The 26,780-nt window shown below is 63.1% G+C and carries 27 protein-coding genes; 19 read left to right on the top strand and 8 right to left on the bottom strand.

Going from position 1 to position 26,780, the window contains the following annotated elements; genetic code table 11:
* Positions 1 to 85: 85 nt before the first annotated feature.
* The 3 genes from GGQ99_RS09235 to lptF are packed head-to-tail and all read right to left on the bottom strand — an operon-like array spanning position 86 to position 4,762.
* Positions 86 to 2,464, bottom strand: coding sequence for an LPS-assembly protein LptD (locus tag GGQ99_RS09235; protein WP_183262174.1), 2,379 nt, complete (start codon positions 2,462 to 2,464; stop codon positions 86 to 88).
* Between the two features lie 13 nt (positions 2,465 to 2,477).
* The gene (lptG, locus tag GGQ99_RS09230) at positions 2,478 to 3,566 is read right to left on the bottom strand and encodes an LPS export ABC transporter permease LptG (protein WP_183262172.1); all 1,089 of its coding nucleotides are present in this window, start codon (positions 3,564 to 3,566) and stop codon (positions 2,478 to 2,480) included.
* Positions 3,563 to 4,762: an LPS export ABC transporter permease LptF gene (gene lptF / locus GGQ99_RS09225; protein WP_108608693.1), complete on the bottom strand. Its 1,200-nt coding sequence runs from the start codon at positions 4,760 to 4,762 to the stop codon at positions 3,563 to 3,565. The genes lptG and lptF overlap by 4 nt, the downstream gene beginning before the upstream one ends.
* Positions 4,763 to 5,078: 316 nt before the next feature.
* Between lptF and GGQ99_RS09220 the strand changes: the two genes are divergently transcribed.
* Positions 5,079 to 6,575, top strand: coding sequence for a leucyl aminopeptidase (locus GGQ99_RS09220; protein WP_183262170.1), 1,497 nt, complete (start codon positions 5,079 to 5,081; stop codon positions 6,573 to 6,575).
* 35 nt (positions 6,576 to 6,610) lie between these two features.
* Entirely contained in the window at positions 6,611 to 7,060 is a 450-nt protein-coding gene (locus GGQ99_RS09215; RefSeq protein ID WP_183262168.1) for a DNA polymerase III subunit chi, read from the top strand.
* A gap of 46 nt (positions 7,061 to 7,106) precedes the next feature.
* Here GGQ99_RS09215 and GGQ99_RS09210 read toward each other — a convergent pair whose 3' ends face one another.
* Positions 7,107 to 7,598, bottom strand: a complete 492-nt coding sequence (locus GGQ99_RS09210; RefSeq protein ID WP_246389455.1) for a carboxymuconolactone decarboxylase family protein — start codon at positions 7,596 to 7,598, stop codon at positions 7,107 to 7,109.
* Positions 7,599 to 7,682: 84 nt separating this feature from the next.
* Here GGQ99_RS09210 and GGQ99_RS09205 point away from each other — a divergent pair, with 84 nt between their 5' ends.
* From GGQ99_RS09205 to GGQ99_RS09180, 6 genes are all read left to right on the top strand, one after another.
* On the top strand, positions 7,683 to 8,369 hold the full coding sequence (locus GGQ99_RS09205) for a TetR/AcrR family transcriptional regulator (RefSeq protein WP_183262166.1): 687 nt from the start codon (positions 7,683 to 7,685) through the stop codon (positions 8,367 to 8,369).
* A gap of 65 nt (positions 8,370 to 8,434) precedes the next feature.
* Complete coding sequence (locus GGQ99_RS09200; protein WP_183262164.1) at positions 8,435 to 9,058, top strand: hypothetical protein; 624 nt, start codon at positions 8,435 to 8,437, stop codon at positions 9,056 to 9,058.
* A complete protein-coding gene (locus tag GGQ99_RS09195; protein ID WP_183262163.1) occupies positions 9,055 to 9,915 on the top strand; it encodes a 23S rRNA (adenine(2030)-N(6))-methyltransferase RlmJ in 861 nt (286 codons plus the stop codon). The genes GGQ99_RS09200 and GGQ99_RS09195 overlap by 4 nt, the downstream gene beginning before the upstream one ends.
* Before the next feature lie 53 nt (positions 9,916 to 9,968).
* Positions 9,969 to 10,415, top strand: coding sequence for a hypothetical protein (locus GGQ99_RS09190; protein ID WP_183262161.1), 447 nt, complete (start codon positions 9,969 to 9,971; stop codon positions 10,413 to 10,415).
* Between the two features lie 57 nt (positions 10,416 to 10,472).
* Positions 10,473 to 11,138, top strand: coding sequence for a ribonuclease T2 family protein (locus GGQ99_RS09185; protein WP_183262159.1), 666 nt, complete (start codon positions 10,473 to 10,475; stop codon positions 11,136 to 11,138).
* Between the two features lie 67 nt (positions 11,139 to 11,205).
* Entirely contained in the window at positions 11,206 to 11,805 is a 600-nt protein-coding gene (locus tag GGQ99_RS09180; protein ID WP_183262157.1) for a glutathione S-transferase, read from the top strand.
* A 66-nt stretch (positions 11,806 to 11,871) separates the two neighbouring features.
* Here the strand turns inward: GGQ99_RS09180 and GGQ99_RS09175 are convergent, their stop codons facing one another.
* Positions 11,872 to 12,531, bottom strand: coding sequence for an outer membrane protein (locus GGQ99_RS09175; protein ID WP_183262156.1), 660 nt, complete (start codon positions 12,529 to 12,531; stop codon positions 11,872 to 11,874).
* 420 nt (positions 12,532 to 12,951) lie between these two features.
* Between GGQ99_RS09175 and GGQ99_RS09170 the strand changes: the two genes are divergently transcribed.
* The 6 genes from GGQ99_RS09170 to GGQ99_RS09145 all read left to right on the top strand — a co-directional run bounded on the left by GGQ99_RS09170 (position 12,952) and on the right by GGQ99_RS09145 (position 18,103).
* Positions 12,952 to 13,716 (top strand): SDR family oxidoreductase, encoded by a 765-nt coding sequence (locus GGQ99_RS09170; protein WP_183262154.1) that lies wholly within the window; start codon positions 12,952 to 12,954, stop codon positions 13,714 to 13,716.
* A complete protein-coding gene (gene uvrC, locus GGQ99_RS09165; RefSeq protein ID WP_183262153.1) occupies positions 13,713 to 15,776 on the top strand; it encodes an excinuclease ABC subunit UvrC in 2,064 nt (687 codons plus the stop codon). Before GGQ99_RS09170 ends, uvrC begins: the two co-directional genes overlap by 4 nt.
* Before the next feature lie 106 nt (positions 15,777 to 15,882).
* Complete coding sequence (pgsA, locus tag GGQ99_RS09160; protein ID WP_108608681.1) at positions 15,883 to 16,479, top strand: CDP-diacylglycerol--glycerol-3-phosphate 3-phosphatidyltransferase; 597 nt, start codon at positions 15,883 to 15,885, stop codon at positions 16,477 to 16,479.
* Positions 16,480 to 16,484: 5 nt separating this feature from the next.
* The gene (gene moaD, locus GGQ99_RS09155; RefSeq protein ID WP_055978740.1) at positions 16,485 to 16,739 is read left to right on the top strand and encodes a molybdopterin converting factor subunit 1; all 255 of its coding nucleotides are present in this window, start codon (positions 16,485 to 16,487) and stop codon (positions 16,737 to 16,739) included.
* Positions 16,740 to 16,742: 3 nt separating this feature from the next.
* The gene (locus GGQ99_RS09150; protein ID WP_183262151.1) at positions 16,743 to 17,216 is read left to right on the top strand and encodes a molybdenum cofactor biosynthesis protein MoaE; all 474 of its coding nucleotides are present in this window, start codon (positions 16,743 to 16,745) and stop codon (positions 17,214 to 17,216) included.
* Positions 17,217 to 17,338: 122 nt separating this feature from the next.
* The gene (locus GGQ99_RS09145) at positions 17,339 to 18,103 is read left to right on the top strand and encodes a YbaY family lipoprotein (protein ID WP_183262149.1); all 765 of its coding nucleotides are present in this window, start codon (positions 17,339 to 17,341) and stop codon (positions 18,101 to 18,103) included.
* 146 nt (positions 18,104 to 18,249) lie between these two features.
* Here GGQ99_RS09145 and ndk read toward each other — a convergent pair whose 3' ends face one another.
* The gene (gene ndk, locus GGQ99_RS09140; RefSeq protein WP_018427138.1) at positions 18,250 to 18,672 is read right to left on the bottom strand and encodes a nucleoside-diphosphate kinase; all 423 of its coding nucleotides are present in this window, start codon (positions 18,670 to 18,672) and stop codon (positions 18,250 to 18,252) included.
* A 73-nt stretch (positions 18,673 to 18,745) separates the two neighbouring features.
* Positions 18,746 to 19,438 carry a glutathione S-transferase family protein gene (locus GGQ99_RS09135; RefSeq protein WP_183262147.1) on the bottom strand — a complete coding sequence of 231 codons (693 nt, stop codon included), beginning with the start codon at positions 19,436 to 19,438 and terminating at the stop codon, positions 18,746 to 18,748.
* Between the two features lie 59 nt (positions 19,439 to 19,497).
* Between GGQ99_RS09135 and GGQ99_RS09130 the strand changes: the two genes are divergently transcribed.
* The 5 genes from GGQ99_RS09130 to GGQ99_RS09110 all read left to right on the top strand — a co-directional run bounded on the left by GGQ99_RS09130 (position 19,498) and on the right by GGQ99_RS09110 (position 26,231).
* Positions 19,498 to 20,010: a DinB family protein gene (locus tag GGQ99_RS09130; protein ID WP_183262401.1), complete on the top strand. Its 513-nt coding sequence runs from the start codon at positions 19,498 to 19,500 to the stop codon at positions 20,008 to 20,010.
* A 232-nt stretch (positions 20,011 to 20,242) separates the two neighbouring features.
* Entirely contained in the window at positions 20,243 to 20,872 is a 630-nt protein-coding gene (locus tag GGQ99_RS09125) for a hypothetical protein (RefSeq protein ID WP_183262145.1), read from the top strand.
* A gap of 258 nt (positions 20,873 to 21,130) precedes the next feature.
* The gene (locus GGQ99_RS09120; protein WP_183262143.1) at positions 21,131 to 23,008 is read left to right on the top strand and encodes an ABC-F family ATP-binding cassette domain-containing protein; all 1,878 of its coding nucleotides are present in this window, start codon (positions 21,131 to 21,133) and stop codon (positions 23,006 to 23,008) included.
* A gap of 195 nt (positions 23,009 to 23,203) precedes the next feature.
* Positions 23,204 to 25,312, top strand: a complete 2,109-nt coding sequence (locus GGQ99_RS09115) for a molybdopterin-containing oxidoreductase family protein (RefSeq protein ID WP_183262141.1) — start codon at positions 23,204 to 23,206, stop codon at positions 25,310 to 25,312.
* 25 nt (positions 25,313 to 25,337) lie between these two features.
* Complete coding sequence (locus GGQ99_RS09110; RefSeq protein ID WP_108608673.1) at positions 25,338 to 26,231, top strand: cation diffusion facilitator family transporter; 894 nt, start codon at positions 25,338 to 25,340, stop codon at positions 26,229 to 26,231.
* 8 nt (positions 26,232 to 26,239) lie between these two features.
* On the opposite strand, the gene GGQ99_RS09105 is transcribed toward GGQ99_RS09110, so the two are convergent.
* Positions 26,240 to 26,767: a SixA phosphatase family protein gene (locus tag GGQ99_RS09105; RefSeq protein WP_108608672.1), complete on the bottom strand. Its 528-nt coding sequence runs from the start codon at positions 26,765 to 26,767 to the stop codon at positions 26,240 to 26,242.
* Positions 26,768 to 26,780 lie beyond the last annotated feature (13 nt).

Below are 26,780 nucleotides of genomic sequence, written 5' to 3'. Positions count from 1 at the left end.
TGCCCGAATGCATGTTGCCCCGTCCAATGGCCGCGTTATGCGGCAAAACGATGTCAGGTCGCCCCGGCATCGTTCTCTGACTGCCTTAGAAACTGTTCTTCGCCGTACCGAGATCGCCGAGCGTGCGGAACGAAATGTTGAAGCCTACGGAGCGTGTGACGTCGTCAGGATCGTTGTGATCGCGGCTTTCGGCGTAGGTCATCATGTAGGTGAAGCACTCATCGTCATAGGCGAAGCCGACACCGTTCTTGACGAGCAGGTCGCTCTTGATGTCGTAGGTGCCGGAGCCAAACACCCGCCATTCGTCGTTGAAGCGCGCCGTGGCGCCGAGCGTGACCTCGTGACGGTCGTCCTTGAAACCATAGAGCGGCTGCGCATCGATAAAGGCGTAGCGGGCCGAAACGGCGATCGGGCGCGCATCGAGGCCGACCTTCATTTCGGCGCGGCGGACGTCGAGGCTCTGCTCGTCGAAGCGGCCACTGACCGAGGCCGAGAAGCCGTTCGGGCTGGCGATGCCGGCAAGCGCCACATAGTCGGACGTATCGGTTTCCAGGCCGGAATAGGCGCCTGCGTTGACCAGATCGGGCGCGGCAAACGAGTTGTCGCCGGCGAGTTGGTAGGACTGGCCGAACAGCGCGTTGGTAGTCCAGCCGTTGCTGTAGCTGCCGGAATAGCGCAGGCCTATATTGGCGCGCGTCCCGCCTTCCATGCGGTCATAGCCCGAGAACTTGTCGCGTTCGAACAGCGACGCCGCGTCGAACACGAAGCTCTGCGCATCCTCGTTGGGGATGCCGAGCCCGCCGATGGCGCTCTCGCTCGGGCGGGCGAAGACCTGGGCCATCGGTTCGAGCACATGGGTCGAGCTCGTTGACGAGAACAGCACCGGCCAGCGCAGCTCCAGTCCGAGCGTTGCCATGTAGCGGAACAGCGACGAGCGTACGTCTGCCGCAACGCCAATGTCCGGATCGATGGCCATGTTGTTGATGGCGTTCAGCGAGGCGCTGGAGGCGTCGAGGTAGCTGCCGTCGGCGCGGAAAGCCATCAACGGTGTAACCAGCAGGCCACCTTCGGTGACGATCGTGCGTTTCCACTCGGCTTCGGCGGTGATGCGGCTGGACGTGCCTTCGAGGCCGTGAATTGTCGGGCCGTTCAAACCTGGTATCGCGGAATCGAGCTCGGTGCGGCGGATGACGCGTGCATTGAGGTCGAACGACAGTTCGCCGCCGGCCAGCGGCGCGTCGGGAATGTAGGCGTAGTCGAGCGACGGCAGCACCCAGGGCTGCTTGTCGGCACGTGCATCGGGATCGCTATCGAGGGCTTCTTCCTGGACCTGGAAGCGCATGGCGCGCAGGTCGAAGTAGTTTCGGTCGTTGAGGCCGGTGAGATAGACCTCGGAACGATGCGTGCTGTCGGCGAATCCCTCGATGCCGTAGGTGCGGGAGAAATTCTTGTCCGACTGGGCGAGGATGTCCCAGCCGAAGGTCCAGCGCGGATTGAGGTCGAAACGGCCCTTGGTGCCGACCATGCCGCGCAACTTGTTTTCGTCGCCGGTAGGCCCGCTGTCGACGGTGTTGGCGTCGAACTTGTCGGGGTTCATCTGGTGGATGCCGGCGATCTTCAGGCTGTATTGGCCATTGTTGAAGCGCTGGCGCCACTCGGCCTCGCCGAGGAAGCCCTGGCGGGTGTAGCCGGTACCCTTGACGGTCAGGTCGTAGGTCGGCGAGAGCGCGAAATAATAGGGGATCGAAACCCCGACGCCGAGCTCGCTCTTGTAGCTGATGCCGGGCATCAGGAAGCCGCTCTTGCGCTTCACCGTCGGGTCGGCGATCTCGAAGGCGGGCAGGAAGGCGATCGGGAAACCGAAGAACTCGAAATTCGAGTTTTCGAAACGGACGGTCTTCTTTTCGCCGTTCCAGATGATCTTCTGAGCCTTGATGCGCCAGATTGGCGCCTTGTCGGGCTTTTGCTCGCAAGGTTCGCAGGCCGTGTAGACGCCGTTGTTGAACGTCGTCAGGATGCCGCCTTCGCGCTTGGCGCTCTCGGCCGCAAAATAGGTCTTGTCGACGGTCTCGACTCGGAGCGCGTTGACGAAGCCGTCAGCGAAGTCGTCGGTGATGTCGATCTCTTGCGAGAAGATCTTGGTACCGTCGGAATTGACGATCTCGACATTGCCGCTGGCGATCAGCCGCGACGTCTTGCGATCATAGGTGACGCGCTGGGCGACGAGGCGGTTGCCTGCATAGTCGATCTGTACGCCGCCGACGGCAGTGACCGTCTGGACGTCGTTGTCATAGACCAGCGTGTCGGCCTCGAGCAGCATCTGCGAGCCCTCGGGCACGCTTGGCGCGAGATCGGCGATGGTCTGGGCGTAAGCTGGTGCGAACGGAAGCACGCATGCAAACAGGCATGCAAGCGCAGTCGCCCCGAATAGGCGTGCCCTGCGGGCAGTCCTGCGGTTGGCCATTGCGCCCCTCACACTAACCATCCTCGTTGTAGAGCAGGAAAGTCACCCCGAAAAACATTGCTACGACAACTGGAAGCCACGCCGCAATATAAGTCGGCACGAATCCCGCATTGCCAAATGCTTTGACCAGAACCGAAACGACATAAAGCAGAAAGCCGGCGACGACGCCACCCAGAATCATCGTTCCGGACTGCCCCATCCTCGCAAATCGCATCGACACTGTTGCAGCAATGAGCGTCATCGCCACCAGCAGGAAGGGAAGTGCGACAAGTGAATGAAATTGCATGGCAAAAGCATTCGCCCGGAGCCCGAAGGACCGTGCCACTTCGATTTTCGACGGAAGCTGGAAAAAAGGAATGGTTTCGGGCCGCGCCAGCCGCTCCTGGACGAATTCCGGCTTCAGATTCGTCGGCACCTCGGCGGTGGCTTCGGAGGTGAAGTTCTCGCCACCCTTCATGCTTCGAACGTTGACCAATTCCCAATGACCGTCGCGCAGATAGGCGCGCTCGGCATCCTTGCGTTCGACCATGTTGCCGTCGGCGTCAAAGACGAAAAACACCGCGTCCGACAGTTCCATCCCCTGATTGAGAACCGCCCGGGCGCCGATGATGACCTCGGTGCCGTTGGCTTTCTGGCGCAGCCATGGCGCCGAAAATGCCGAAACCGAATTGGACTGGCGTGAGCGAAGCTCCGACTCCAGCGACTCCGAGTGCGAGAAGCCGTAGGCCGCGATCGGGTTGAGCACGCCGACCGTGATGAAGCCGAAGAGCAACGCGCCGAGGCAGCATGGCAGCAGGAACTGCCATGCCGAAATACCGGCGGCGCGGGCAATGACCAGTTCATAGCGCCGGTTGAGCGACACAAGCGTTGCCATGGCGCTGAACAGGGCGACGAACGGAACGACCTGCAGCATGATCATCGGCACGCGCAGTGCAGAAACAGTCAGGGCGATGCTGAACTTGAAGCCCGGCACGCCGCCGGCATTGTTCGAGAATTCTGTGACGTCGATGATGAAGATGAGCGCGAAAATACCGATGAAGAACCACGCTGTGATGGTGGCGTAGCGAAAGAAGAAATAGCGCCCGAGCGTCCAGCCCATCATGCTGCTCCCTGACGCGGAGCACCGCCGCTGAACCGCAGGCGCAAAGCCGTGAGTTTTTCGCGGATCTGCGCCACCACGGACGCAATCCGGTCGGCGACCGAAACCGGCAGTTCCATGCTGCGGTTGGTGCGGATGAACCAGATGGCAATCAGCGACGTGGCGATGGGCACGGCGTAGACTACATAGCGGACCCACGCCACCGTCTCGGCCTTGCTGCCGGCGAAGAAGCCAAGCCAGCGGAAGAACAGCGCGATGGTGATGGCGGTGACAAGCGGATGGATGCGCGCTTCACGATGTGATCGCGCGTCGCCTGCCACGGCCAGCGCTATGAGGGCAAAGGCGATCGGGTAGAGCCACTCGGTGAACCGGCGGTCGAGTTCGGCGGTAAACAGCCGGGGATTGCGCTGGTAATATTTGTCGCTTGGCGAGGGGTTCATCAGGTAAGCCGTCGAGCGATCCTTCGGCTGCATCGTGACTTCCTTCGCAGCAGCGGAGAACTCGCTGAGGTCGAATGCGTAGGAATCGAAGCTGATCACCGACACTTCGCCGCCTGGCGCCTTGCGGTGGATCACGCCGTCATTCATCACCAGCATCTGCTTGCTGTCGCGCTCCACGAAGGAGCCGTCCTTGGCGTAGTAGACGAGATCAATGTTGGGTTCGCGAGAATCGGCGACGAAGATGCCGCCAAGGCCGCCATTTGGCAGGCGCTCGCCGACCTGGACGAAGAGACCCTCGTCGACCTTGCGGAACGTGCCTTCCTGGATGATCAGCGACAAGAGATCTGCGCGCGAGGTCGCGATCAGTTCGCGGTTGCGCTGGCGCGCCATCGGATCCGCGATGTTGTGGACCAGGAAGGCGAACAGGCTGGCGCCGATGGCCAGGATGAGGATGGGCCGGATCACGGTCATCCGCGAAGCGCCGGCGGCGTTGAGGATCACAAGTTCGGAATCGCTGTTCATCGAGCTTAGCGTCAACGCCACCGCGATTGTCACCGCAAAAGGCACGACGATCGGAATGAGGGTGGGCAGGATAAGGGCTGCGACCTCAAAGAAGGTCAGCGCCGACTGGCCGCTGTCGGTGACAAGGTCGATTCGCCCGAGCACCTGGGTGGTCCAGACGATCACCAAGGTCCAGGTCAGCGCCGCGATAAAAACCGCGAACGCACGACGCAGGATGTAGCGCTCAACAACCTTCATCGATGATCAGGATTCCGTGTTTCCGACTTGGCCGGCCGACGGGACGTCGAGTGACCAGCAGGTGTCTAAGGTATAGTCCAAGGCAAGCCGGCACAACCGGCCCCTTCAAGCCGGCATCGTTCCAACACCCATCTCCTACCGGCCGCGACTCTCGGCGCCAATGGCTAAGAAAGGCCGAACAGAGGTGGTTAACGCAAGGTTTCCCACCTTTTTTCACCTTTAATCATATCGGGCCAAGATGACGGGAGGCTTGCCAAATTTTTGAAAACGACCAAATGTCGCGCTCCATCTGAACGGGATCCGAAAGCAGGACATCATGACCTCCAAGCCGTCGATCAGCTTCGCCAAGGCCGGCACGCCGAAAAAGGGCAGCGTTTTTGTCTTCTCCGCCGAAGATGGCGCGCTGAGCGAGATCGCGCGCGGCAACGATCCGGCCAAGACGCTCGACCGTGCCTTTCCGGTCGCCGACTTCAACGGCAAGTTTGGTGGCGTCGTTGAAGTCCTGGCGCCGGAAGGCACTGGCGTTGACCGGCTGGTGGCTGTCGGCGTGGGCAAGACGTCCAGTCTCGACGAGTATGCCTGGCTGAAGCTTGGCGGCACGCTGGCGGCACAATTGCGCAAGGCAACCGAGATCGGTGTGGTCCTGGACATTCCGGGCGCCACAGTCGACGGCGCTGCCGCCGCTGCTGTTGCAGCCGGCATCCTGCTGCGCAGCTACACCTTCGACAAGTACAAGACCAAGAAGGACAATGGTAACGGCAAGGCCGAGGACAAGAAGCCTGCGAAGGTCACCATCCATTGCGCCGATCCGGTGGCGGCAAAGAAGGCCTTCGCCGACATCGAGGCGGTGGTCGGCGGCGTGCTGCTGGCCCGCGACCTGGTCAACGAACCGGCCAACGTGCTTGGTCCGGTCGAATTCGCCGCCCAGGCCAAGGAACTGGAAAAGCTTGGCGTCAAGGTCGAAATCCTGACCGAAAAAGAGATGAAGAAGCTCGGCATGGGCGCGCTGCTCGGCGTCGCGCAGGGCTCGGTGCGTCCGCCGCGCATGGCTGTGATGCAGTGGAACGGCGGCAAAGCCAAGGACAAGCCGGTGGCCTTCGTCGGCAAGGGCGTGGTCTTCGATTCGGGTGGTGTGTCGATCAAGCCGGCCGCCGGCATGGAGGACATGAAGGGCGACATGGGGGGCGCCGCCGCTGTCACCGGCCTGATGCATGCGCTTGCCGCGCGCAAGGCCAAGGTCAACGTGGTCGGCATCATCGGCCTGGTCGAGAACATGGTCGATGGCAACGCCCAGCGTCCTGGCGACATCGTCACCTCGATGTCGGGCCAGACCATCGAGGTGCTCAACACCGACGCCGAAGGGCGCCTCGTGCTCGCCGACGCGCTCTGGTACTGCAACCAGCGCTTCGAGCCGAAGTTCATGGTCAATCTGGCTACGTTGACCGGCGCAATCATGGTGGCGCTCGGGCAGAGCCACGCCGGGCTGTTCTCCAACAATGACGAGCTTGCCGGGCGCCTGACCTCGTCGGGTGCTGCGACGCAGGAAAAGCTGTGGCGCATGCCACTCGGCTCCGAATACGACAAGCTGATCGATTCCAAGAACGCCGACATGAAGAACATCGGCGGCCGTTTCGGTGGTTCGATCACCGCGGCGCAGTTTCTCCAGCGCTTCGTCAAGGAGACGCCTTGGGCGCATCTCGACATTGCCGGCACCGCGATGGGCTCGCCGACCAACGAAATCAACCAGTCCTGGGGTTCGGGCTATGGCGTGCGGCTGCTCGACAGGCTGGTGCGCGACCACTACGAAGGGTGAGGCTGGATAAATCGGCCCTGGGTGCGAACTGAGCAATGGCCGAAGTCCTTTTCTACCACCTGACCGAATCGACGCTCGAGGATGCCCTTCCGGGCCTGCTCGAGCGCAGCCTGCAGCGCGGCTGGAAAGCCGTGGTGCAGACCGGCTCCGAGGAGCGGCGCGACGCATTGGATGCCCATCTCTGGAGCTTCCGCGACGATTCGTTTCTGGCCCATGGCAGCGACCGCGAACCGCATGCCACGGAACAGCCCGTGGTGCTGACGACAGGCGAAGGCAATCCGAACGCGGCCGAAATCCGCTTTCTGGTCGATGGGGCGTCGCCGCCCGACATTGCGCCCTATCAACGTGCCGTTTTCCTGTTCGATGGCCACGACGCAGCGCAGCTCGAAGGCGCACGCGAGCATTGGAAGACGATGAAGGCCGGTGGGCACGCCGTGACCTACTGGCAGCAGACGCCCGACCGCCGCTGGGAACGCAAGGCCTGAGGCAATATGGCGGCCTGCGAACGGACCGCGTTATGGTTGGAGCCAGCTATTTGGCAGCGCTCATTTCGCCACCGAGTTCCTTCTTGAAGGTCTCGAAATCGACCTGCATGCCGTTGAAGACAGTGCTCCAGTGGCGAGTCAGCGCGGCCATCGCCACGGCTTCCTGGATCTCTTCGTCGGTCGCGCCTGCCTGCCTGGCGCTCTGGGTGTCGGCCCAGATGCAATAGGTGCACGGGATTTGTGCAGCGACTGCCAGCGAGATCAGCGCCTTTGTCTTCGCCGGCAATGCCGTCTTGTCGCTGAACTCGAGCGCCTTGAGTTCAGACCAGGCGCCGGGCAGGCCGGCCTTCGGGAACTGCTTGACGAAGCTCGGCACGCCGCCCATCGACTTCTGGATGTCTTGAAGCGTGGCGTCGTAATCGTCGGCATGGGCGGAAAGCGGCATCAATGCGAATGTGGCTGAACAGGCTGCTGCGCCGGCCAGGACCGTCATCGTGCGGCGGAACGAGGCGAGGGCGGATGCGTCGAAGAACGACATGACTTCCTCCTCTGGATCATTTTGACCTTACGGTGTAAGGTATCCTAGTGATGAGCCTTACAGTGTAAGTTGTCAAGCGAAGCGATGGACAAGCCGATCAACAAAAAGCGAGCGCGCGGGAAGCTGTCGCGCGACAGGATCGAGACCTCGGCGTTCGAGGTCATCGAGCGCGAAGGTCTGTCGGGCTTTTCGATGCGCAAGCTGGCGCAGGCACTGGGCTGCGAGGCGATGAGCATCTACCACCACTATCCCTCCCAGGCGCATCTCTTCGAGGCGCTGGTCGATAGGCTCATCGGCGAATTGGAGATACCGCCCCGTGACCTCCCATGGCGGCAACGGGTCAGGAATGTGCTTCATGGCTATCGTGCCATGGCGCGCAAATACCCCGCATTCGTGCCGTTCATCGTGACCTACCGGATGAATTCGCCGAAATGCCTGAAATGGCTGGATGGCGTGATCGGCCTGTTCGAAGACGGCGGCTTCGGCCGGGAGCGCTCGGCGCGCCTGTTCCGCGCTGTCGGCTACTATCTCATGGGCGCCATCCTCGATGAAACGGCAGGCTATGCCAGGGGGCCGTCGTCGGTGACGAAAGTCGACGACGAACAATTGCGCAGCGACTTTCCCAATGTGGCTGCGGCCGGCCCGTACTTCGCCCCGAGCGAGTTCGACAAGACCTTCGAGATGGGCCTCGAAATGATGCTCGACGAAATGGGCCTCGAAGTTGCAGGCAATGGCCATGCCGGACTTTCCGGCGCCGGCCAAAAGCCGTAGTAGGGGGCTACTTCCATCTGGCCAGACGCCTCGCGTTAGGCAGCAGCCACAGAGTTTCGAGCGCCATGCGGTTCCTGTTTCTTCTTATCCTGCTTGCCGGCACTGGCCTCGGCATCATCTATCCATGGGCGGCAACCAACTTCACCGGCCGCGAGATCGGGACGTACCGGGTCTACGATCGCGGTGGCAGCTTTCGCCCGGTCGAGGTGGCGTTGGCGACCGCCGACGCACCGGTGCGCGTGCTGGTCGACCTGACGACGCTGGCCCCTCCTGTGGTCCAGCCGGCGCGGGCGATCCTGACGATGACGGCCTCGACGCGCGGCGAAACCGTGCTGGCCCAGGCCCTCAACTTCTATGACACGACACCGCGCGAGCGCAGTCCTCAACTGCCCGATCCGGTGTTCCGCGACGATGCCGGCCTGATCCGCGACGTGAAGGCGGGCAGCTACCGTTTCGTCGTCGCGCCGGGCGATAACGACAACGTCCAGATTCAGCGTGTCGACCTCATCCTGCGTTCGGGCGCTGGCGAAGCGGACCAGCGCGCCCAACCGATCGGCTTTTCGCTGATGGCGGTCGGTTTCGTCGGCCTGGTGTTGTCGCTGCGCCGGGGCAAGGGCAGCCGACCCGAAAACCCCAATTCGCAACCGCCGCCGACGCGCTGGGGCCGGGGCAGGGACAGCCAGTCGTGAACTATCGCCACGTCTACCATGCCGGGAATTTTGCCGACGTGGTCAAGCACGCCGTGCTCGCCCGGCTGGTCGAATACCTCAAGCGCAAGGAAAAGGCCTTTCGCGTCGTCGACACCCATGCCGGCATCGGCCTCTACGACCTGTCCTCCGAGGAAGCGCAGAAAACCGGCGAATGGCATGACGGCATCGGCCGCCTGATCGATGCGACCCTGCCTGCCGACGCTGCCGCGCTGCTTGCGCCGTATCTCGCAGCCGTTCGTACGGTGAATCCAGATGGTGGCATCGAAAAATATCCGGGCTCACCCCTGATCGCGCGGCACCTGCTGCGCAAGCAGGACCGCCTTTCGGCCATTGAGTTGCATCCTGAAGATTCACAAATCCTGGCCAATCTGTTCGAGGGCGACTTCCAGACACGGGTGACCGAACTCGACGGTTGGCTGGCGCTGGGCGCACACCTGCCGCCCAAGGAAAAGCGCGGGCTGGTGCTGGTCGACCCGCCCTTCGAGATCGCCGGCGAGTTCGATCGCCTGGTCGAAGGGCTGAAGAAGGCGCACCGGCGTTGGCCGGGCGGCATCTTCGCCCTGTGGTATCCGGTCAAGGACCGGAAGGCCGTGGCAGCATTCCGCGAGGCACTTGCCGGTGCGGGCATCGCCAAGATCATGGACATCGAGTTCTACATCCGCCCGCCGTCATCGGAGCCGCGGCTCGACGGCACCGGCATGGTCGTGGTCAATCCGCCTTTCCAGTTGGAGAGCGAACTTGCAGTGATGCTGCCGGCGCTCGGCAAGGTTCTCGGCGAGGATGCAAGGGCGCGCTGGACAGTCGAGTGGCTGGCAGGCGAAACGCCGGCTTCTTGACCGCAGCGCGGCGAAACCGCAAACTGAATTGCATCAGCCTTGGAGTGGGAACCATGAGTCGCGTCGCCAGTAGCATCATTGCCGCAATGATCGGCCTCGGAGCGGCCGGGTTGGGCGCGGTTTCCGCGCAGGCCGCCGATCTCTCCGTCTCTTCGGACTATGCCGGCGATCCCGGCATTTGCGGCAACGCCTCGGTGCTCAATCGCATCACCAGCCGGTTCAGCTACCAGGTTCGCCACGTGCCGAACCTGCCCCAGGTTGGGATCACCGATTTCCAGCGCATCCACGAACACCGCTATCTGCCCGCCGACGAGAGCCATCCGATCGGCCGGCGCTATTGCGGTGCGACGGTGACGCTGTCGGACGGCGGCGACCGCGACATCTGGTACCTGATCGAAGAAGGCATGGGCTTTGCCTCCATCGGCGACAATGTCGAGTTCTGCGTCTCGGGCTTCGATCGCTGGTACGTCTACAACGGGCGCTGCCGCGTTCTGCGCTGAGCCTGGCCGGGCTTCACGATGAGACGGTTGGCGTCTGCGCGAGCATCGGCGGTTGCGATGTTGCTCGCGCTGTCGGCCTGTGCGCCGTCCGACGAGGCATCCAAGGAAACCCAACCGGCGGTGGCGGCTGAAGCTCCCGTACCGCGTGGCCAGGGTTTTGACTTCTACGTGCTGTCGCTGTCGTGGTCGCCGAGCTATTGCGAGGCCGAGGGCGAACAGGCCAACGGTCAGCAATGCCGCGCCGGCCGGCCTTATGCCTTCGTCGTCCACGGCCTTTGGCCGCAATATGAACGCGGCTATCCCGAGAATTGCCAGGCGGGCGCAAGCAATGTCTCAAACGAGGCGCTCCGCGGCCTTTACGATCTGATGCCGTCGGCCGGGCTCATCCGCCATCAATGGCGCAAGCACGGCACATGTTCTGGCCTCAGCCAGGCCGACTACTTCGAGGTCCTGCGCGGCGCGCGGCAAAAGGTCGAAATTCCCCGGGAATTCAAGCGCCTGGACGTTTATCGCACACTGGCGCCGGGCCAGGCGGAGGGCGCGTTCCTTCAGTCGAACCCGGGTCTCGAAGCAGACGCCGTGGCGGTGGTCTGCGACCGCCGCTACCTGCGCGAGGTGCGGATTTGCATGACCAAGGATCTCGAATTTCGATCCTGCACCGAGGTCGACCGGCGTGCCTGCCGCCTCGACAAGGTGGTGATGCCGCCTGTGCGCGGCCGCTGATCGGCGCGCGCCGCGTTGCCGAAAAAGAATAGTGCGGAATATGGTCCGCCGCCAAAGGGAGCCCTCGATGCCGAAATTGTTCTACTCGCCCGCTTCACCCTACAGCGCCAAGGTGCGCATGGCGGCCGCCTATGCCGGCATCCCGGTCGAATCCGTCACCGTCGAGACCGGGCCGCAACCGGCAGTGCTGACGGACGCCAACCCGCTCGGCAAGATCCCGGTGTGGATCACCGACGAAGGCGAAAGCATCTACGACAGCCGGGTGATCACGCAGTATCTGAACCGGCTTTCCCGCAACAAGCTGTTCCCGCGCAATGCTGAAAAGCGGCTCGATGCCGAACGCCTCGAAGCGCTCGCCGACGGTATCTGCGACTGCCTTCTGGCGATCGTCTACGAGCGCCGGTCGCGGCCGGAGGAGATCGTCCACCAGCCGTGGATCGACAAGCAGTGGTCGAAGGTGACGCGCGCACTCGACCTCTTGAACGCCAACCCGCCCAAGCTGCCGAAGGCGATCAGTGCCGGCCAGATCGCGCTCAGGGTCACCATCGGCTACATGGATCTCCGCTTCGCCGGCAAGTGGGAGAAGGGTCGCCCGCGCCTCAAGCGCTGGGCCGCGCGCTTCGACGAGAAGTTTCCGGAACTGAAGGCGGTCGTGCCGCTGGGGTAATTGCCCAAGGGAAACAAAAAAGCCGGGCACGAAGCCCGGCTTTTCCGTTGGTGCTGATCTTGTGGATCAGAACTTCATGCCGACGCCGAACTGGACGCGGTGATCCTTGCTCGACACTTCGGTCGAACCGCCGCTCAGGGCGAAGTCGTCGCTGCCGTAGTCGGTGTAGCGATACTCGACGCGGCCGAAGACCGACTCGGTCAGCTTGACGTCGGTGCCGACGCCAGCGGTCCAGCCAAGCGCGGTGTTCGAATCTTCCGCGATGCCATCGCTGACTTCGATACGCTTGCCGGCGCCGCCGGCAGTACCGTAGAGCAGGATGTCGGGCGAAACCGCATAGCCGAGACGGGCGCGCAGCGAGCCTTCGAAGCCCGACTTGACGTTCAGGCCGCCGTTGTCGCCTTCGACGCCGCTGTAGCCGATGTCGCCTTCAGCGCCAACCACGAAGTTGTCCATCTGGTAGTTGTAGCCGACGAAGGCGCCGCCGAGGAAACCATCGGTTTCGACATTGGTACCACCGACATCGGACTCGCCGCTGAAGCCGTAGCCGAGGAACACACCAGCGTAGGGGCCCGACCAGGTGTTGAGCGGGGGCTGCTCCATCGGAGCGGCAGGTGCCGGCGGCTCTTCCATGACGACGTCGGCAGCGAAAGCTGGCATCGACGCCAGCGCGACCAGGCCGAACGCGGCCGCGAGCGGACGGGCGTGCTTGAGTATGGCAGTCATTGTTTTACTCCTTAAGCCAACTAGACACTGGCTCTTTTTAGAAATGGCGCCCCTAGCCCGTCCGGGGGGAGAAACGGTCTGGGCGCCGAACAGTTCCGAATGTCGTGTCGAAATGCGGCTGAACCGAACCTGAAGTGAGGTGATTGCCCGGCGCAAATGAGGCTGAAGCATGACGTTGCTCTAATACAACAACCTTGTCAGGAGCTTTGCCTGCCTTTTGCCGCAGGCCGCTTGGTACATGGGGTTGGGCGTTCTATATCTCGCTTGGCCGCATGGTTCGCGGAAAGGTCTTGGGGTGGCATTTGAGGCTCTCGCCACATTGCTGCCAAATCGATGAACCGCTTTTTACATAGGTTACCGAGACGTAACCGCGCCTGCCTCCGAGGAAGCCGGCGGATAGCATGAGAGGAAGGATACTGGATGGCGAACATGGCAGGCAACGTGCTGGTGACGGGTGGGGCCAAGCGCATCGGTCGTGCGATCACCGAGGACCTTGCCGCGCACGGCTTCGGGGTCGCCATCCACTGCAACCATGCGCGCAAGGCAGCCGATGATCTTGCCGCCACGATCAAGGCCAATGGTGGCCGCGCCGCAGTGGTGCAGGCCGACCTCGCCGACATGGCTGCCGTGGACGGTTTGCTTGCCGCAGCCGAGGCCGCATTGGGGCCGATCGACCTGCTGGTCAACAACGCTTCCGTCTTCGAAGGCGATCAGGTGACGGATTTCGGCTGGGAGACCTGGGACCGCCATTTTGCCCTGCACGTGAAGGCGCCCGCGCTGCTCGCCAAGAATTTTGCAGCAGCCTTGCCCGAGGGGGCGGAGGGGCTGATCGTCAACATCATCGACCAGCGTGTGCTCAAGCCGACGCCGCAGTATTTCTCCTATTCGCTGTCCAAGGCAACACTTTGGGCGGCGACCAGGACCATGGCGCAGGCGCTCGCGCCGCGAATCCGCGTCAACGCCATTGGCCCGGGCCCGACCTTGCCCAGTTCGCGGCAGGACGCCGCTGCCTTTGGCGCCCAACTCGACGGCCTGATCCTGAAGCGCGGTCCGACCCTCCAGGAGTTCGGCGAGACCATCCGTTATCTCTGGCAGGCGCGCTCGGTGACCGGCCAGATGATCGCGCTCGATGGCGGCCAGCATCTTGCCTGGCAGACGCCGGATGTGACAGGCATGGTGGAATGAGCCCTCGCCAGTTCGATAGCAAGCCGAGCCCCGCAGGAGGCGGCAAGGCTACAGACGACATGCCCGACATCGAACTCGACGACGACGAAGCGGTGGAGGAGGCAATTGCTCCGGGCGGGCCCGAACTTCCGTTCACGGCGATCGACTGGACCGCGCATGCCGGCGACGCCGACGGCATGGTCGGCGCCGAGGTGATCCAGACCCTGGTCAAGCGCCTGCCGAATGCCCCGGGCGTCTACCGCATGATGAATGCCGCCGGCGACGTGCTGTACGTTGGCAAGGCGCGCAGCCTGAAGAAGCGCGTCACCAACTACGCGCAGGGGCGGTTCCACACCAACCGCATCGGCAAGATGGTGCGCGAGACGGCGACGATGGAGTTCGTCGTCACCCGCACCGAGATCGAGGCGTTGCTGCTTGAGGCAAACCTCATCAAGCGGCTTCGCCCGCGCTTCAACGTGCTTATGCGCGACGACAAGTCGTTCCCCTACATCATGCTGACCAGCGACCATACCTCGCCGGGCATCTACAAGCATCGTGGCGCGCGCTCGCGCAAGGGCGGCGATTATTTCGGCCCGTTTGCTTCGGCGCAGGCGGTCGGTCGCACCATTAATTCGCTGCAGCGGGCCTTCCTTCTGCGCAGTTGCACCGACAGTTTCTATGACAACCGCACGCGACCGTGCCTGCTGTTCCAGATCAAGCGCTGTGCGGCTCCCTGTACGGGCGAGATTTCGCGCGAGGGCTATGCCGAGCTTGTCGACGAGGCCAAGGACTTCCTGTCCGGCCGCAGCCAGAAGGTGAAGACCGAGATCTCCGGCCAGATGCAGCAGGCGGCGGAAGAACTCGATTTCGAGCGTGCCGCGGTCTATCGTGACCGTCTCGCCGCCCTGTCGCATGTGCAGAGCCACCAGGGCATCAATCCGCAGACCATCGACGAGGCCGATGTGTTTGCCATCCATCAGGAGGGCGGCCAGACCGGCATCCAGGTGTTCTTCTTCCGCACCGGCCAGAACTGGGGCAACCGCGCCTATTTCCCCAAGGCCGATCCGTCGCTGGAAGCGGCAGAGGTGCTCGGCTCTTTCCTGGCCCAGTTCTACGACGACAAGCCGTCGCCGCGCGCCATCCTGCTGTCGCATCCGGTCGAGGAACAGGAATTGTTGGCCGAGGCGCTGTCTACCCGCGGCCGGCACAAGGTGGCGATCTCGGTGCCGCAGCGCGGCGAAAAGAAGGACATCGTCGATCACGCCCTGCAGAATGCCCGCGAGGCGCTTGGGCGCCGGCTGGCCGAAACGTCGACGCAGGCGCGCTTGCTGGATGGCTTCGCCCAGACCTTCGGGCTGGAAAAGCCGCCGGTGCGCATCGAGGTCTACGACAACTCGCACATCATGGGCACCAATGCGGTCGGCGGCATGATCGTGGCCGGGCCCGAAGGGTTCGTGAAGAACCAGTATCGCAAGTTCAACATCCGCTCGACCGACATCACGCCCGGCGACGATTTCGGCATGATGCGCGAGGTGATGACGCGGCGGTTCTCGCGGCTGCTCAAGGAACATGGTGACGAGAACGTCGAATCCGAAGACGGCCTGGAGGGCAACGGCGCCTTTCCGGCCTGGCCGGACGTCATCCTCATCGACGGCGGCCAGGGGCAAATGAGCGCAGTGCGCGCCATGCTTGCCGAACTCGGTGTCGAGGATCGCGTCGTGGCGATTGGCGTCGCCAAGGGGCAGGATCGAGAGGCCGGGCGCGAGCGCTTCTTCGTCAAAGGCAAGGATTCGTTCTCGCTGCCGGTGCGCGACCCGGTGCTCTACTTTGTCCAGCGCATGCGCGACGAGGCGCATCGCTTCGCCATCGGCTCGCACCGGGCGCGGCGCAAGAAGGAGATGGTCAAGAACCCGCTCGACGAGATCGGCGGAATCGGCCCCTCGCGCAAACGCGCGTTGTTGCATGCCTTCGGCACGGCCAAGGCGGTAAGCCGGGCAGCGGTTGACGACTTGATGGCGGTGGAAGGTATTTCGGAGTCGATTGCACGCCTTGTTTACAACCATTTTCACGATAATGGGTGATGAACGATGGATTGCCGTCAAGTGACCGCCTGGACTATCGATAGGCAGTTGACCCCCAGCCCGCCCTTCTGATTTCACTAAGGCAGACGAAAGAGCATAAGAGACCATGGCCCAGCGCGCATTCAACCTGCCCAACATGCTTACCTATGCGCGCATCCTGGCCGTGCCGTTGGTGGTATTGTGCTTCTTCCTGGAAGGGCGCCTGCAGTCGTCCGACTTCGCTCGCTGGAGTGCGCTTGCCATCTTCGTCGTTGCAAGCATCACCGACTATCTCGATGGCTACCTGGCCCGCGCCTGGAAGCAGACCTCGAACATCGGCAGGATGCTGGACCCGATCGCCGACAAGCTGCTGGTCGCCACCTGCCTGCTGCTCCTGGCAGCCGATACCGACAATCGCGGCGGCATCGCCGGCTGGTCGCTGTGGGCGGCGATCATCATCCTGTGCCGCGAGATCCTGGTCTCGGGCCTGCGCGAATATCTCGCCGCCCTCAAGGTCAGCGTGCCCGTCACCCAGCTTGCCAAGTGGAAGACGGCCATCCAGATGGTGGCGATCGCCTTCCTCCTCGCCGGCCCGGCTGGCGACAAGATCTTCCCGCTGACGACCCAGATTGGCCTTGTCCTGCTGTGGATCGCGGCATTGGTGACGCTATACACCGGTTACGACTATTTCCGTGCCGGCCTGAAGCACATCATGGACGAGTGAAGGCCATGACCAAGCTCATCTATTTCGCCTGGGTGCGCGAGCGCATTGGCAAGACCGAAGAAGACATCGATTTGCCCGCCGAGGTGAAGACGGTGCGGGACCTTCTGTTGTGGCTGAAGTCGCGCGGCGAGGAATTCGAAAGCGCCTTGCAGCATCCCGAGGTGATCCGCGTCGCGATCAACCAGGAGCATGTCGACCACCGCGAGGCTGTCGCCGGTGCGCGCGAGATCGCGCTGTTCCCGCCCATGACGGGCGGCTAGGCCATGAGCGCCGCTGTCGTGCCGATGGTGCGCATCCAGGCAGCCGATTTCGACGTCGCCGCCGAGATCGCCAGGCTGACGCAGGGCAGGGCCGACGTCGGCGCAGTCGTCACGTTCACGGGCCTTTGCCGCGACGAGGCAGGGACGCTTTCAGCGCTCGAACTGGAGCACTACCCCGGCATGGCCGAGGCCGAGATCGCGCGGATTGCAAGCGAGGCGATCGAGCGCTGGCCATTGGCCGGCATCACCGCCATCCATCGCTTTGGCCGAATCCGACCCGGCGAGAACATCGTGCTGGTGGTTGCCGCATCAACGCATCGGCAGGCGGCCTTCGAGGCGGCGAGCTTCCTGATGGACTACCTCAAGTCGCGTGCGCCCTTCTGGAAGAAGGAACATCGCATCGATGGCAGCGAGGGCGGCTGGGTGGACGCCAAGGAAAGCGATGAGATCGCGGCAGCCCGCTGGGCCGGGCGCTGACGGATGGCTGCGGCGATAGGCGCTCGCGGCCTTGGAACCACCGCAATCCTTTGTAGCTTCAATCGCGAAACGGCGCGCCCCGGCGCGGCACGTCTCGGCAACAACGCAGTGGGGAGAAAGCCATGATCGGCAAACTCGCGGAATTCCTTGTCTTCGGCTTCGCGCCGCTGGTGATCGGCATGCTGGCGGTTCCGGCCATGGCTACGGCCGACGAGAGTTCGGTCACGGGGGAGGTGTTCTATCGCGAGCGCATCGCCCTGCCGCCGAACGCGGTGCTTGAGGTGCAGCTTGCCGACGTCTCCCTTGCCGATGCCCCAGCCAAAATACTCGGCGAGCAGAAGATCGATCCGGCAGGCCAGGTGCCGATCAAGTTTGCGATTCCCTTCGATCCAACGGCTATCAAGACCAACATGACCTATGCCTTGCAGGCACGCATCAGCGTCGATGGCCAGCTGTGGTTCATCAATGACGAGCGCCACGCGCTCGATCCGCTGACTGCCGGCCCGCAGACGATGATGGTCAAGATGGTCCGCCAGTCGAGCGCTACCGAGGAAGAAAGCATCTTCGATCGCGATTGGGTGGCGCAAGACATCGGCGGCGCAGCGGTCAGCGAGAAGGCCAAGTCGACGCTGCGCATCGGCAAGGACGGCAAGGTTTCGGGTCGCGGCGGCTGCAACGGCTATTTCGGCAGCGCCAAGATCGACGGCAGCAAGATCGAGTTCGGACAGGTGGGCTCGACGCAGATGGCGTGCGAGCAGGCGGCCATGGATCAGGAGCACAAGTTCCACGAGGCGCTTGGCCGTGCCGCCGCTTTCCGTATCGAGGCAGGCAAGCTGGTCCTGGCCGACAAGGACGGCAAGGACATCGTCCGTTTCGTCGCCGGCTGATTGAATCGTTTTCTCGGCGTTTCACTCCAAGCCGTTGAAATAGCTGGTCTTGCGGTATGGGGTGTATTCTTCAAAACAAAGAAAAAGCCGGGGTGCAAACCCCGGCTTTTTGATTCTTTGTCAGTGGCTTGAGAGCCGCGGCTAAATCAGCCGACGACCTCGGTGCCCGAGAACCAGTAGGCGATCTCTTCGGCAGCGGTCTCCGGAGCGTCGGAGCCGTGCACCGAGTTCTCGCCGATCGACAGGGCGTGGACCTTGCGGATGGTGCCTTCGGCAGCGTTGGCCGGATTGGTGGCACCCATCACTTCGCGGTTCTTGGCAATCGCATTCTCGCCTTCGAGAACCTGGACGATCGTCGGGGCCGACGACATGAACTCGACCAGCTCGCCGAAGAAGGGGCGTTCCTTGTGGACGGCGTAGAAGCCCTCGGCCTCGCGGCGGCTCATCCACACGCGCTTGGAAGCGACGACGCGCAGGCCGGCATCTTCAAGCATCTTGGTGATGGCGCCGGTCAGGTTGCGCCTGGTTGCGTCCGGCTTGATCATCGAAAATGTGCGTTCGATCGCCATGGTAGGTCCTTGTGATATGGGGATTTGCAGTGTGGCGGGCTCTATACAGGCCGCCCGCCGCATTGCCAAGGGGTCAGGCTGCCGCTGGCACCCGGTGTCCGAGACCCGCATGGAGATCGAGGCAGCGGCCGAACCACTCTGCGATGGGGTCATCCGCATCGATTGATTGGAATGTCGTGGCGATGCGCACCCACTGGAATGCCCCGAAGACGATGTAGTCGGCAAACAGCGGGCCGTCGCCGCCGATCCACGGCTGATAGGTCAGCATGCTGCGCAGCGGTTCGAGCGACGCACGGAAGGCGGAGAGGCCGGCGTCGCGTCCTGCCGTCACCTCCTCCAGCGGTTTGCCGTAGCGCGCCTCGCGACTGTGGCGGAAATAGCTTGCATTGGCCTCGTCCTGCATGCCGTGCAGGGCACCGAGGGCGGTCACGCCGAGATAGGGGTGGATGGTCAACTGCGACCAGCGCTCGATGAAGCGTGCATGCGCCTGGCCGCCCTTGCCGCCAAACAGCGTCGGCCGGTCGGGATAGGCTTCTTCGAGATGGAGCGCGATGGCGAAGGAATCGGACACGACCTTGTTGCCGTCGCGGATGACCGGGATGGTCGACGACGCGCCGCCTTCTATTCCGCGTACTTCGAGGAAACGCGTCGGCACTGCGCGATAGTCGAGCCCCTTGTGGGCCAATGCCATCGCCACTTTCCAGCAGTGCGGGCTGAAGGGGCGGGCGGCGTCGCTGCCGACAAGATCATAGAGCAAAATGGTCATTGGGTTCCCGGTGGGCTGTAGTAAGGAGGGATTGAATGCGAAGCGCCGAAGGATATCAGATGAAGCAGTATTTCATGATGTTGGCCGCCTACAATCAATGGGCCAACGAGCGGATTTACGAGGCCGCGTCCGCCCTCGATGAAGAACAGTTCGCCCGCGACACCGGCGCTTTCTTCAAGTCGATGAGAGGCACGCTGAACCACCTCCTGGTCGCTGACCGCATCTGGATGAAGCGCTTCACCGGCGAAGGCGATGCGCCCGCGGCGCTGGATACGATCGTCCATGCCGACTTCGACAGGCTGCGGGTGGCACGCAAGGCCGAGGACCAACGCATCGTGGAATGGATCGGCTCGCTCAGCGATGCGGCATTTGCCGGCCGCTTCACCTACATGACCGTCACCGACATGCGCACCATTTCGCAGCGGCTGGCGCCAGCGCTGGTTCACCTCTTCAATCACCAGACCCACCATCGCGGACAGGCCCATATGATCCTGACAGTTCTCGGTCGGGAGTCGGTCGGCCTCGACCTCATTCAATTCCAGAGAACGGAAGATGGCAGGGCGTTTGCTTGAAATAGAGCTAAATTTTATATTTTAAATATGAAATATAAAAATCATTGGAGTATTTACTCTCGCAAGTAGTGATGGCCGACGACGTAGAGAAAATCTACGGAAAATCAGAAATCGCTGAAACTTATTCCTGGGTTGTAGCGTTAGTCGAAGTGCAGCCGGTTTCAGGTGACTGGTTGCTACGTTTGGCAACTACAGGGAGAAGGACATGGCCTATTGTTGTTCAAGGACTCTGGTGAAAGCTCTGGCAGGGGGCGTCGTCCTTGCCGCGTTGAGCCTGCCTGCGACCGCACTCGAGATCGGCAGCCGTAGTGGCGGCCTAGGCGTCTCGGTCGACTCCAAGGGCATCGGCGCGACGGTGGGCGGATCGGGCGGCGTCAACGCAGACGTTGGCCTGGGCAGCGGCGGCAGCAAGGGGCTTGCCGGCGCGGATGTCAGCGCCTCGGTCGGCGGCTCGAGGGGCATCAATGCCAATGTCGGCGCGAACGTGGGCGGCAACAAAGGTCTGGTCGATGCCAAGGCCAATGCCACGGTTGGCGGCTCGAGCGGGCTCAATGCCAATCTCGGCGCCAATGTCGGTGGCAGCGGCAGCCTGGCCAAGGTCAGCACCAATGTCGGACTGGGCGGCAATACGCTGCTCGATCTCGGTGTCAATGTCGGCGGTCCCGGCATCGCCGGCCCTGGTGGCCCCGGCGGACCTGGAGGCCCGGGCATTCCTGGTGTGAACCCCGGTGTAGTCAACGGCATGTCGGCAGGGCAGATCGCGGCCTACGTCAAGCGCTGCAAGATGGTGCTGTCGAACCCGATGGCCTTCGAAAGCGACCTGCGCGAATTGTGCAAGTTGCTGCGCACCGCCAGCCGCTGAGGCGCCCAACCAGATTTTGCGGACGGCCCGCGATCTGCGGGCCGTTTCGTTTTCCGAAGGTGTGCATGTTCATGCTCTTCGCCATCCTGTCGGCAGGCAGTGCTGTCTTGTTTGCGCTCGCTGGCGACGCGCTCCTCCGTGCTGCAAGGCCGGCTTTCGCCTGAAGCAACGCAGCTATCGCGTTTTCGACCATGCGTTGCGTCTAACGTGCGCCGCGCACCCTTGCCATTGCTGCAACTCTCCGCCAAAACCGCCGCCATGCTTATTATCAATGATCTTTCCCTCCGTATCGCCGGACGCCTTCTTCTCGACCATGCGTCGCTGACCCTGCCTGCCGGCACCAAGGCCGGCCTCGTCGGCCGCAACGGCACCGGCAAGACGACGCTGTTCAAGGCGATCACAGGCGATTTCAGTTCCGAAAGCGGCAGCATCAGCCTGCCCAAGAACACGCGCATCGGCCAGGTGGCACAGGAAGCGCCCGGCACCGAGGAGCCGCTGATCGAGATCGTGCTCAAGGCCGATGTCGAGCGAACGGCACTTCTCGCCGAGGAGCAGACGGCCACCGACCCGCACCGCATCGCCGAGATCCACATTCGCCTGGCGGACATCGATGCGCATTCGGCCGAGTCGCGCGCAGCGACCATTCTCGCCGGTCTCGGCTTCGACGATGAGGCGCAACGCCGCCCAGCGTCGTCGTTCTCCGGCGGCTGGCGCATGCGCGTGGCGCTCGCGGCAGTTCTGTTTTCGGAACCCGATCTTCTGCTGCTCGACGAGCCGACCAACTATCTCGATCTCGAAGGCACGCTGTGGCTGGAGAACTACGTCTCCAAATATCCCCACACCGTGCTTCTGATCAGCCACGACCGCGACCTGCTCAACCGCGCGGTCAATTCGATCGTCCATCTCGACCAGAAGAAGATGACCTTCTGGCGCGGGGGCTATGATCAGTTCGAGCGTCAGTTTGCCGAGCAGCGCGAGTTGCAGGAGAAGGGCCGCGTCAAGCAGGAGGCGGCGCGCAAGCATCTGCAGTCATTCGTCGACCGCTTCCGTGCCAAGGCTTCCAAGGCGCGACAGGCGCAGTCGCGCATCAAGGCGCTGGAGAAGATGAAACCGATCGCGGCGCTGATGGAGGACAATGTGCGCCCGTTCAGCTTCCCCGAACCGGTGAAGACGGTCGCCTCGCCGATCGTAGCACTTGATCGCGTCAATGTCGGCTATCAGGCCGACAAGCCGATCCTCAAGAAGATGACTTTGCGTATCGACGCCGACGACCGCATCGCGCTTCTCGGCGCCAACGGCAACGGCAAGTCGACTTTCGCCAAGCTCCTGGCCGGCCGGTTGAAGGCCGAGACCGGTTCGGTGACGATTGCGCCAGGCCTCAAGGTTGCGATCTTTGCCCAGCACCAGCTCGACGATCTGAGGCCTGAGGAAAACGCCTACGAACACGTGCGCCGGCTGATGCCGGAGGCGCCGGAATCGAAGGTGCGCGCCCGCGTCGCCCAGTTCGGCCTTCCCACCGAGAAGATGAACACCGCCGCCAAGGACCTCTCCGGCGGCGAAAAGGCACGGCTGTTGATGGGGCTGTCCGCCTTTGACGGGCCGAACCTGTTCATCCTCGACGAGCCGACCAACCACCTGGATATCGATAGTCGTGAGGCGTTGATCATGGCGCTCAACGACTTTCCGGGCGCGGTGATCCTGATCAGCCACGATCGCCACCTGCTCGAGGCGACGGCCGACCGGCTGTGGCTGGTCAAGGATGGCTCGGTCAACCCGTACGACGGCGATCTCGAGGACTACAAGACGCTGGTGACCGGCGTGTCGGGCGACCGGCGCGAAAAGCGCGAGGCCGACAAGGCATCCAAGGCGGACAAGCGCCGCGAGGCTGCCGCGCGCCGGGCAGCGATGGAGCCGCTGGCCAAGGAAATCCGCGCCACCGAGGCGCTGATGGACCGCATCCGCAAGCGCATCGACAGCATCGAGGATCAACTGGCCGACCCGAAGCTCTATGAGAAAGATCCGACGACGGCGACGCAACTTGCCAAGGAGCGCTCGCAGCTAGGCGCCCAGCTCAATGGCCATGAGGAAAAATGGCTGACCATGTCGGCCGAATATGAGGAAGGCATCGCCGAGTAGGGCTGTTTACCCTCCCTCTTGTGGGGAGGGTCGGACCAAAGGTCTGGGGTGGGGTATCGCGACCGTGGGATCTCCCCCGCCTTACTCGCCTTGCTTCGCAATCCTCGCTCCCCGACCCTCCCCACAAGGGGGAGGGCAAGTCAGTGCTCCATGCTGGCCCTACACTCGGCGCCGACATCAGGGTAAAAGGGCGCCATGAACCAGCACGCCAAGATCAGGATCGGCCATTCGGCCTGCCCGCATGACTGTCCCTCGACCTGTGCGCTCGATGTCGAATTGCTCGACGACAAGCGCATCGGTCGCGTCCACGGCGCCAAGGACAACAGCTATACGGCTGGCGTCGTCTGCGCCAAGGTTGCGCGCTATGCTGACCGCGTCCACCATCCCGACCGCTTGCTGAAGCCGCTGATCCGCGCCGGCGCCAAGGGCGACGGTAACTGGAAGGAAGCGAGTTGGGAGGCCGCGCTCGACCTCGTGGCGGAAAAATTCATCGCGGCGGAGGAAAAATACGGCTCGGAGACGGTCTGGCCCTATTTTTATGCCGGCACGATGGGGCTGGTGCAGCGCGACGGCATCGAGCGGCTGCGCCATGCCAAGAAATATTCGGGTTTTTTCGGCTCGATCTGCACCAACCTGGCCTGGACCGGCTATGTGATGGGCACCGGTGCGCTGCGCGGTTCCGACCCGCGCGAGATGGCCAAGTCCGATTGCGTCGTCATCTGGGGCACCAACGCGGTCGTCACCCAGGTCAACGTGATGACCCACGCGATCAAGGCTCGCAAGGAGCGTGGCGCCAAGATCGTCGTCATCGACATCTACGAGACGGCAACGCTCAAGCAGGCCGACATGGGCCTGGTGCTGAAGCCCGGCACCGACGCAGCGCTGGCCTGCGCTGTCATGCATGTGCTTTTCCGCGAAGGTTTTGCCGACCGCGCCTATCTCGAGACGTACACCGACGATCCCAAGGGCCTGGAGGCGCATCTGCGCGACAGGACGCCGGAATGGGCAGCTGAAATCACCGGCCTGTCGGTCGACGAGATCGAGGCCTTCGCCCGCCTGGTCGGCACGACCAGGAAGACCTTCTTTCGCCTCGGTTATGGCTTCTCGCGCCAGCGCAACGGTTCGGTCAACATGCACGCTGCGCTGTCGATCCCGGCGGTGACGGGTGCCTGGCAGTATGAAGGCGGCGGCGCCTTTCATTCCAATTCGGGCATCTTCAAGCTCAATGGCGAGCTGTTGGAGGGCACGAAGTTTCGCGATCCCGACATCCGCTACCTCGACCATTCGCGCATCGGCCCGGTTCTGACCAACGCCGAGGACGCGCTTTACGGCGGCCCGCCGGTGACGGCGCTGCTGGTCCAGAACACAAATCCGATGAACGTCGCGCCCGAGCAGCGGCTGGTGCGCCAGGGTTTCCTGCGCGACGATCTGTTTTCCTGCGTGCACGAGCAGTTCATGACCGACACGGCGAAGGTCGCCGACGTCGTGCTGCCGGCGACGATGTTCCTCGAGCATGACGACATCTACAAGGGCGGTGGCAACCAGCACATCACGCTCGGGCCGAAGCTGATCGACCCGCCGGAAGGTCCGCGCACCAACCACTATGTCGTCGAGGAGCTTGGCAAGCGCCTGGGCGTGGCGCACCTGCCGGGCTTCGGCATGACCGAGCGCGAACACATCGACGTCATGCTGGCGAAGAAGGGACTCGGCGATTTCGACACGTTCAAGGAACAAAAATGGGTCGACCTGCAGCCGGAATTCGAGGATGCGCATTTCCTCAAGGGGTTCGGCCATCCCGACGGCAAGTTCCGCTTCAAGCCGCATTGGAACGGTGGGACCGCTCCCAACAAGCCGCCGAAGAGCATGGGCATCTTCGGCCCAGTCGCGCAGTTGCCGGAATTCCCCGATCATGTCGACCTGATCGAGGTGGCGGACGCCGAGCACCCGTTCCGGCTGGCGACGTCGCCGGCGCGCAATTTCCTCAACTCGACCTTCGCCGAGACGCCGGTGTCGCGCGAGAAGGAGGGACGGCCGGAGTTGCTGATCCATTCGGAAGACGCAGCGGCGCTCGGCCTAGCCAATGGCGATCGGGTCGAGATCGGCAACACACGCGGCGAAGTCGTGCTGCACGCCAGGCTGTTCGACAAGATCAGGCGCGGCGTCGTCATCGCCGAGGGCATCTGGCCGAATTCGGATCATGAACGCGGCGAGGGCATCAATGTGCTGACCGGTGCCGACGCGCCGGCGCCCTATGGTGGTGCTGCGGTTCACGACAACAAGGTCTGGGTCCGGCCGGCCGGCTGATCCTCAATACGGTCGGAGACTTGTCATGAGCGGCGATCACGATCACGGCGACATGCAGAACACGCCGGAGTCCCGCCTCTGGCTGGCGCTCGGCCTGACCGGCAGCTTCATGATCGCCGAGGTCATCGGTGGCGTCGTCACCGGCAGCCTGGCGCTGATCTCCGATGCGATGCACATGGCGACCGACGCCATGGCACTCGCCATCGCGCTGATCGCCATCAAGGTCGGCCGGCGCGCCGCCGACCTCCTGCGCACCTACGGCTATGCCCGATTCGAGATCCTAGCGGCGGCATTCAACGCACTGGTCCTGCTCGGCATCGCCTTCTACATCCTCTACGAAGCCTATGAGCGGCTGTACCAGTCGACGGAGATAGCCTCGCTCGGCATGCTCGTCGTCGCGGTCATCGGACTTGCCGTCAATTTCACGTCCATGCGCCTGCTGACCGGTCACAAGGACAAGAGCCTCAACGTCAAGGGCGCCTATCTCGAAGTCTGGGCCGACATGCTGGGTTCGCTCGGCGTGATCGCCGGCGCGCTCGTCATCTGGTTCACCGGCTGGCAGTGGGTGGATTCGCTGATCGCCGTCGGCATCGGCTTCATGGTGTTCCCGCGCACCTGGGTGCTGCTCAAGGCATGCGTCAACATCCTGCTCGAAGGCGTGCCGCCCGGCATGAACCTGGCCGAGGTCGAGCAGGCCATTGCCACTGTTCCGGGCGTCGCTTCGGTCCACGACCTGCACCTGTGGGCGATCACCCAGAGCAAGGCGTCGCTTACGGCGCATGCGGTGCTGGACGTCGACGCCGACGCCGAGATGGTGCGGCGGGCGATCGAAGCCCGGCTGCAGGAGAAGTTCGACCTGCATCACACCACGCTGCAGATGGAGCGCGAAAACTGTGCGCCGCTGGAGCGCATCCACTGACGGTTGCGTTAGTTCAGATCCTTGGGACGCAGGCAATGGGTGAGACGGGCGCTGCCGAAGTGCAGTTCATTCCATGCGCCTTCGAATTGCAGCCTGGCCAGCGCGCCAGTCGAAAACTTGTCGGCAAGGAGCTTCAATGCGTTGTCGTCCGAACCCGAACCGGCGAGTTGAAGCGCGAAGTCCTCGAGACCCGGATTGTGGGCAACCACAAGCAGCGTCATGACCGCATCGGATGCCGATTGCACCTCGGCCAGCAACTCCCGCGCAGTGGCTAGGTAGAGGTCGTCGGGGAAGGCAACCGGAGGCTGAGGAACCGGCCAGCGGGCCGAGGCCAACTGCCATGTCTCGCGCGTGCGCACGGAGGGCGAGACCAGCGCGAGGTCGGGCAACCAGCCGCGCTTGAGGATTTCCTCGGCCATCCTGGGTGCGGCCTTGCGCCCGCGCGGTGCGAGCGGACGGTCGAAATCCGCGAGCGCGGTATCGTCCCAGCTCGACTTGGCGTGGCGCAGAAGCAGAAGTTGCCTGATCTTCGCCATGCCGTTCTTCCCG

The organism is Aminobacter niigataensis, from assembly GCF_014200015.1.
GTDB lineage: Bacteria > Pseudomonadota > Alphaproteobacteria > Rhizobiales > Rhizobiaceae > Aminobacter > Aminobacter niigataensis.
Note: the sequence above shows the minus strand (reverse complement) of the source record. Positions and strands in the feature narration are given on the sequence as shown.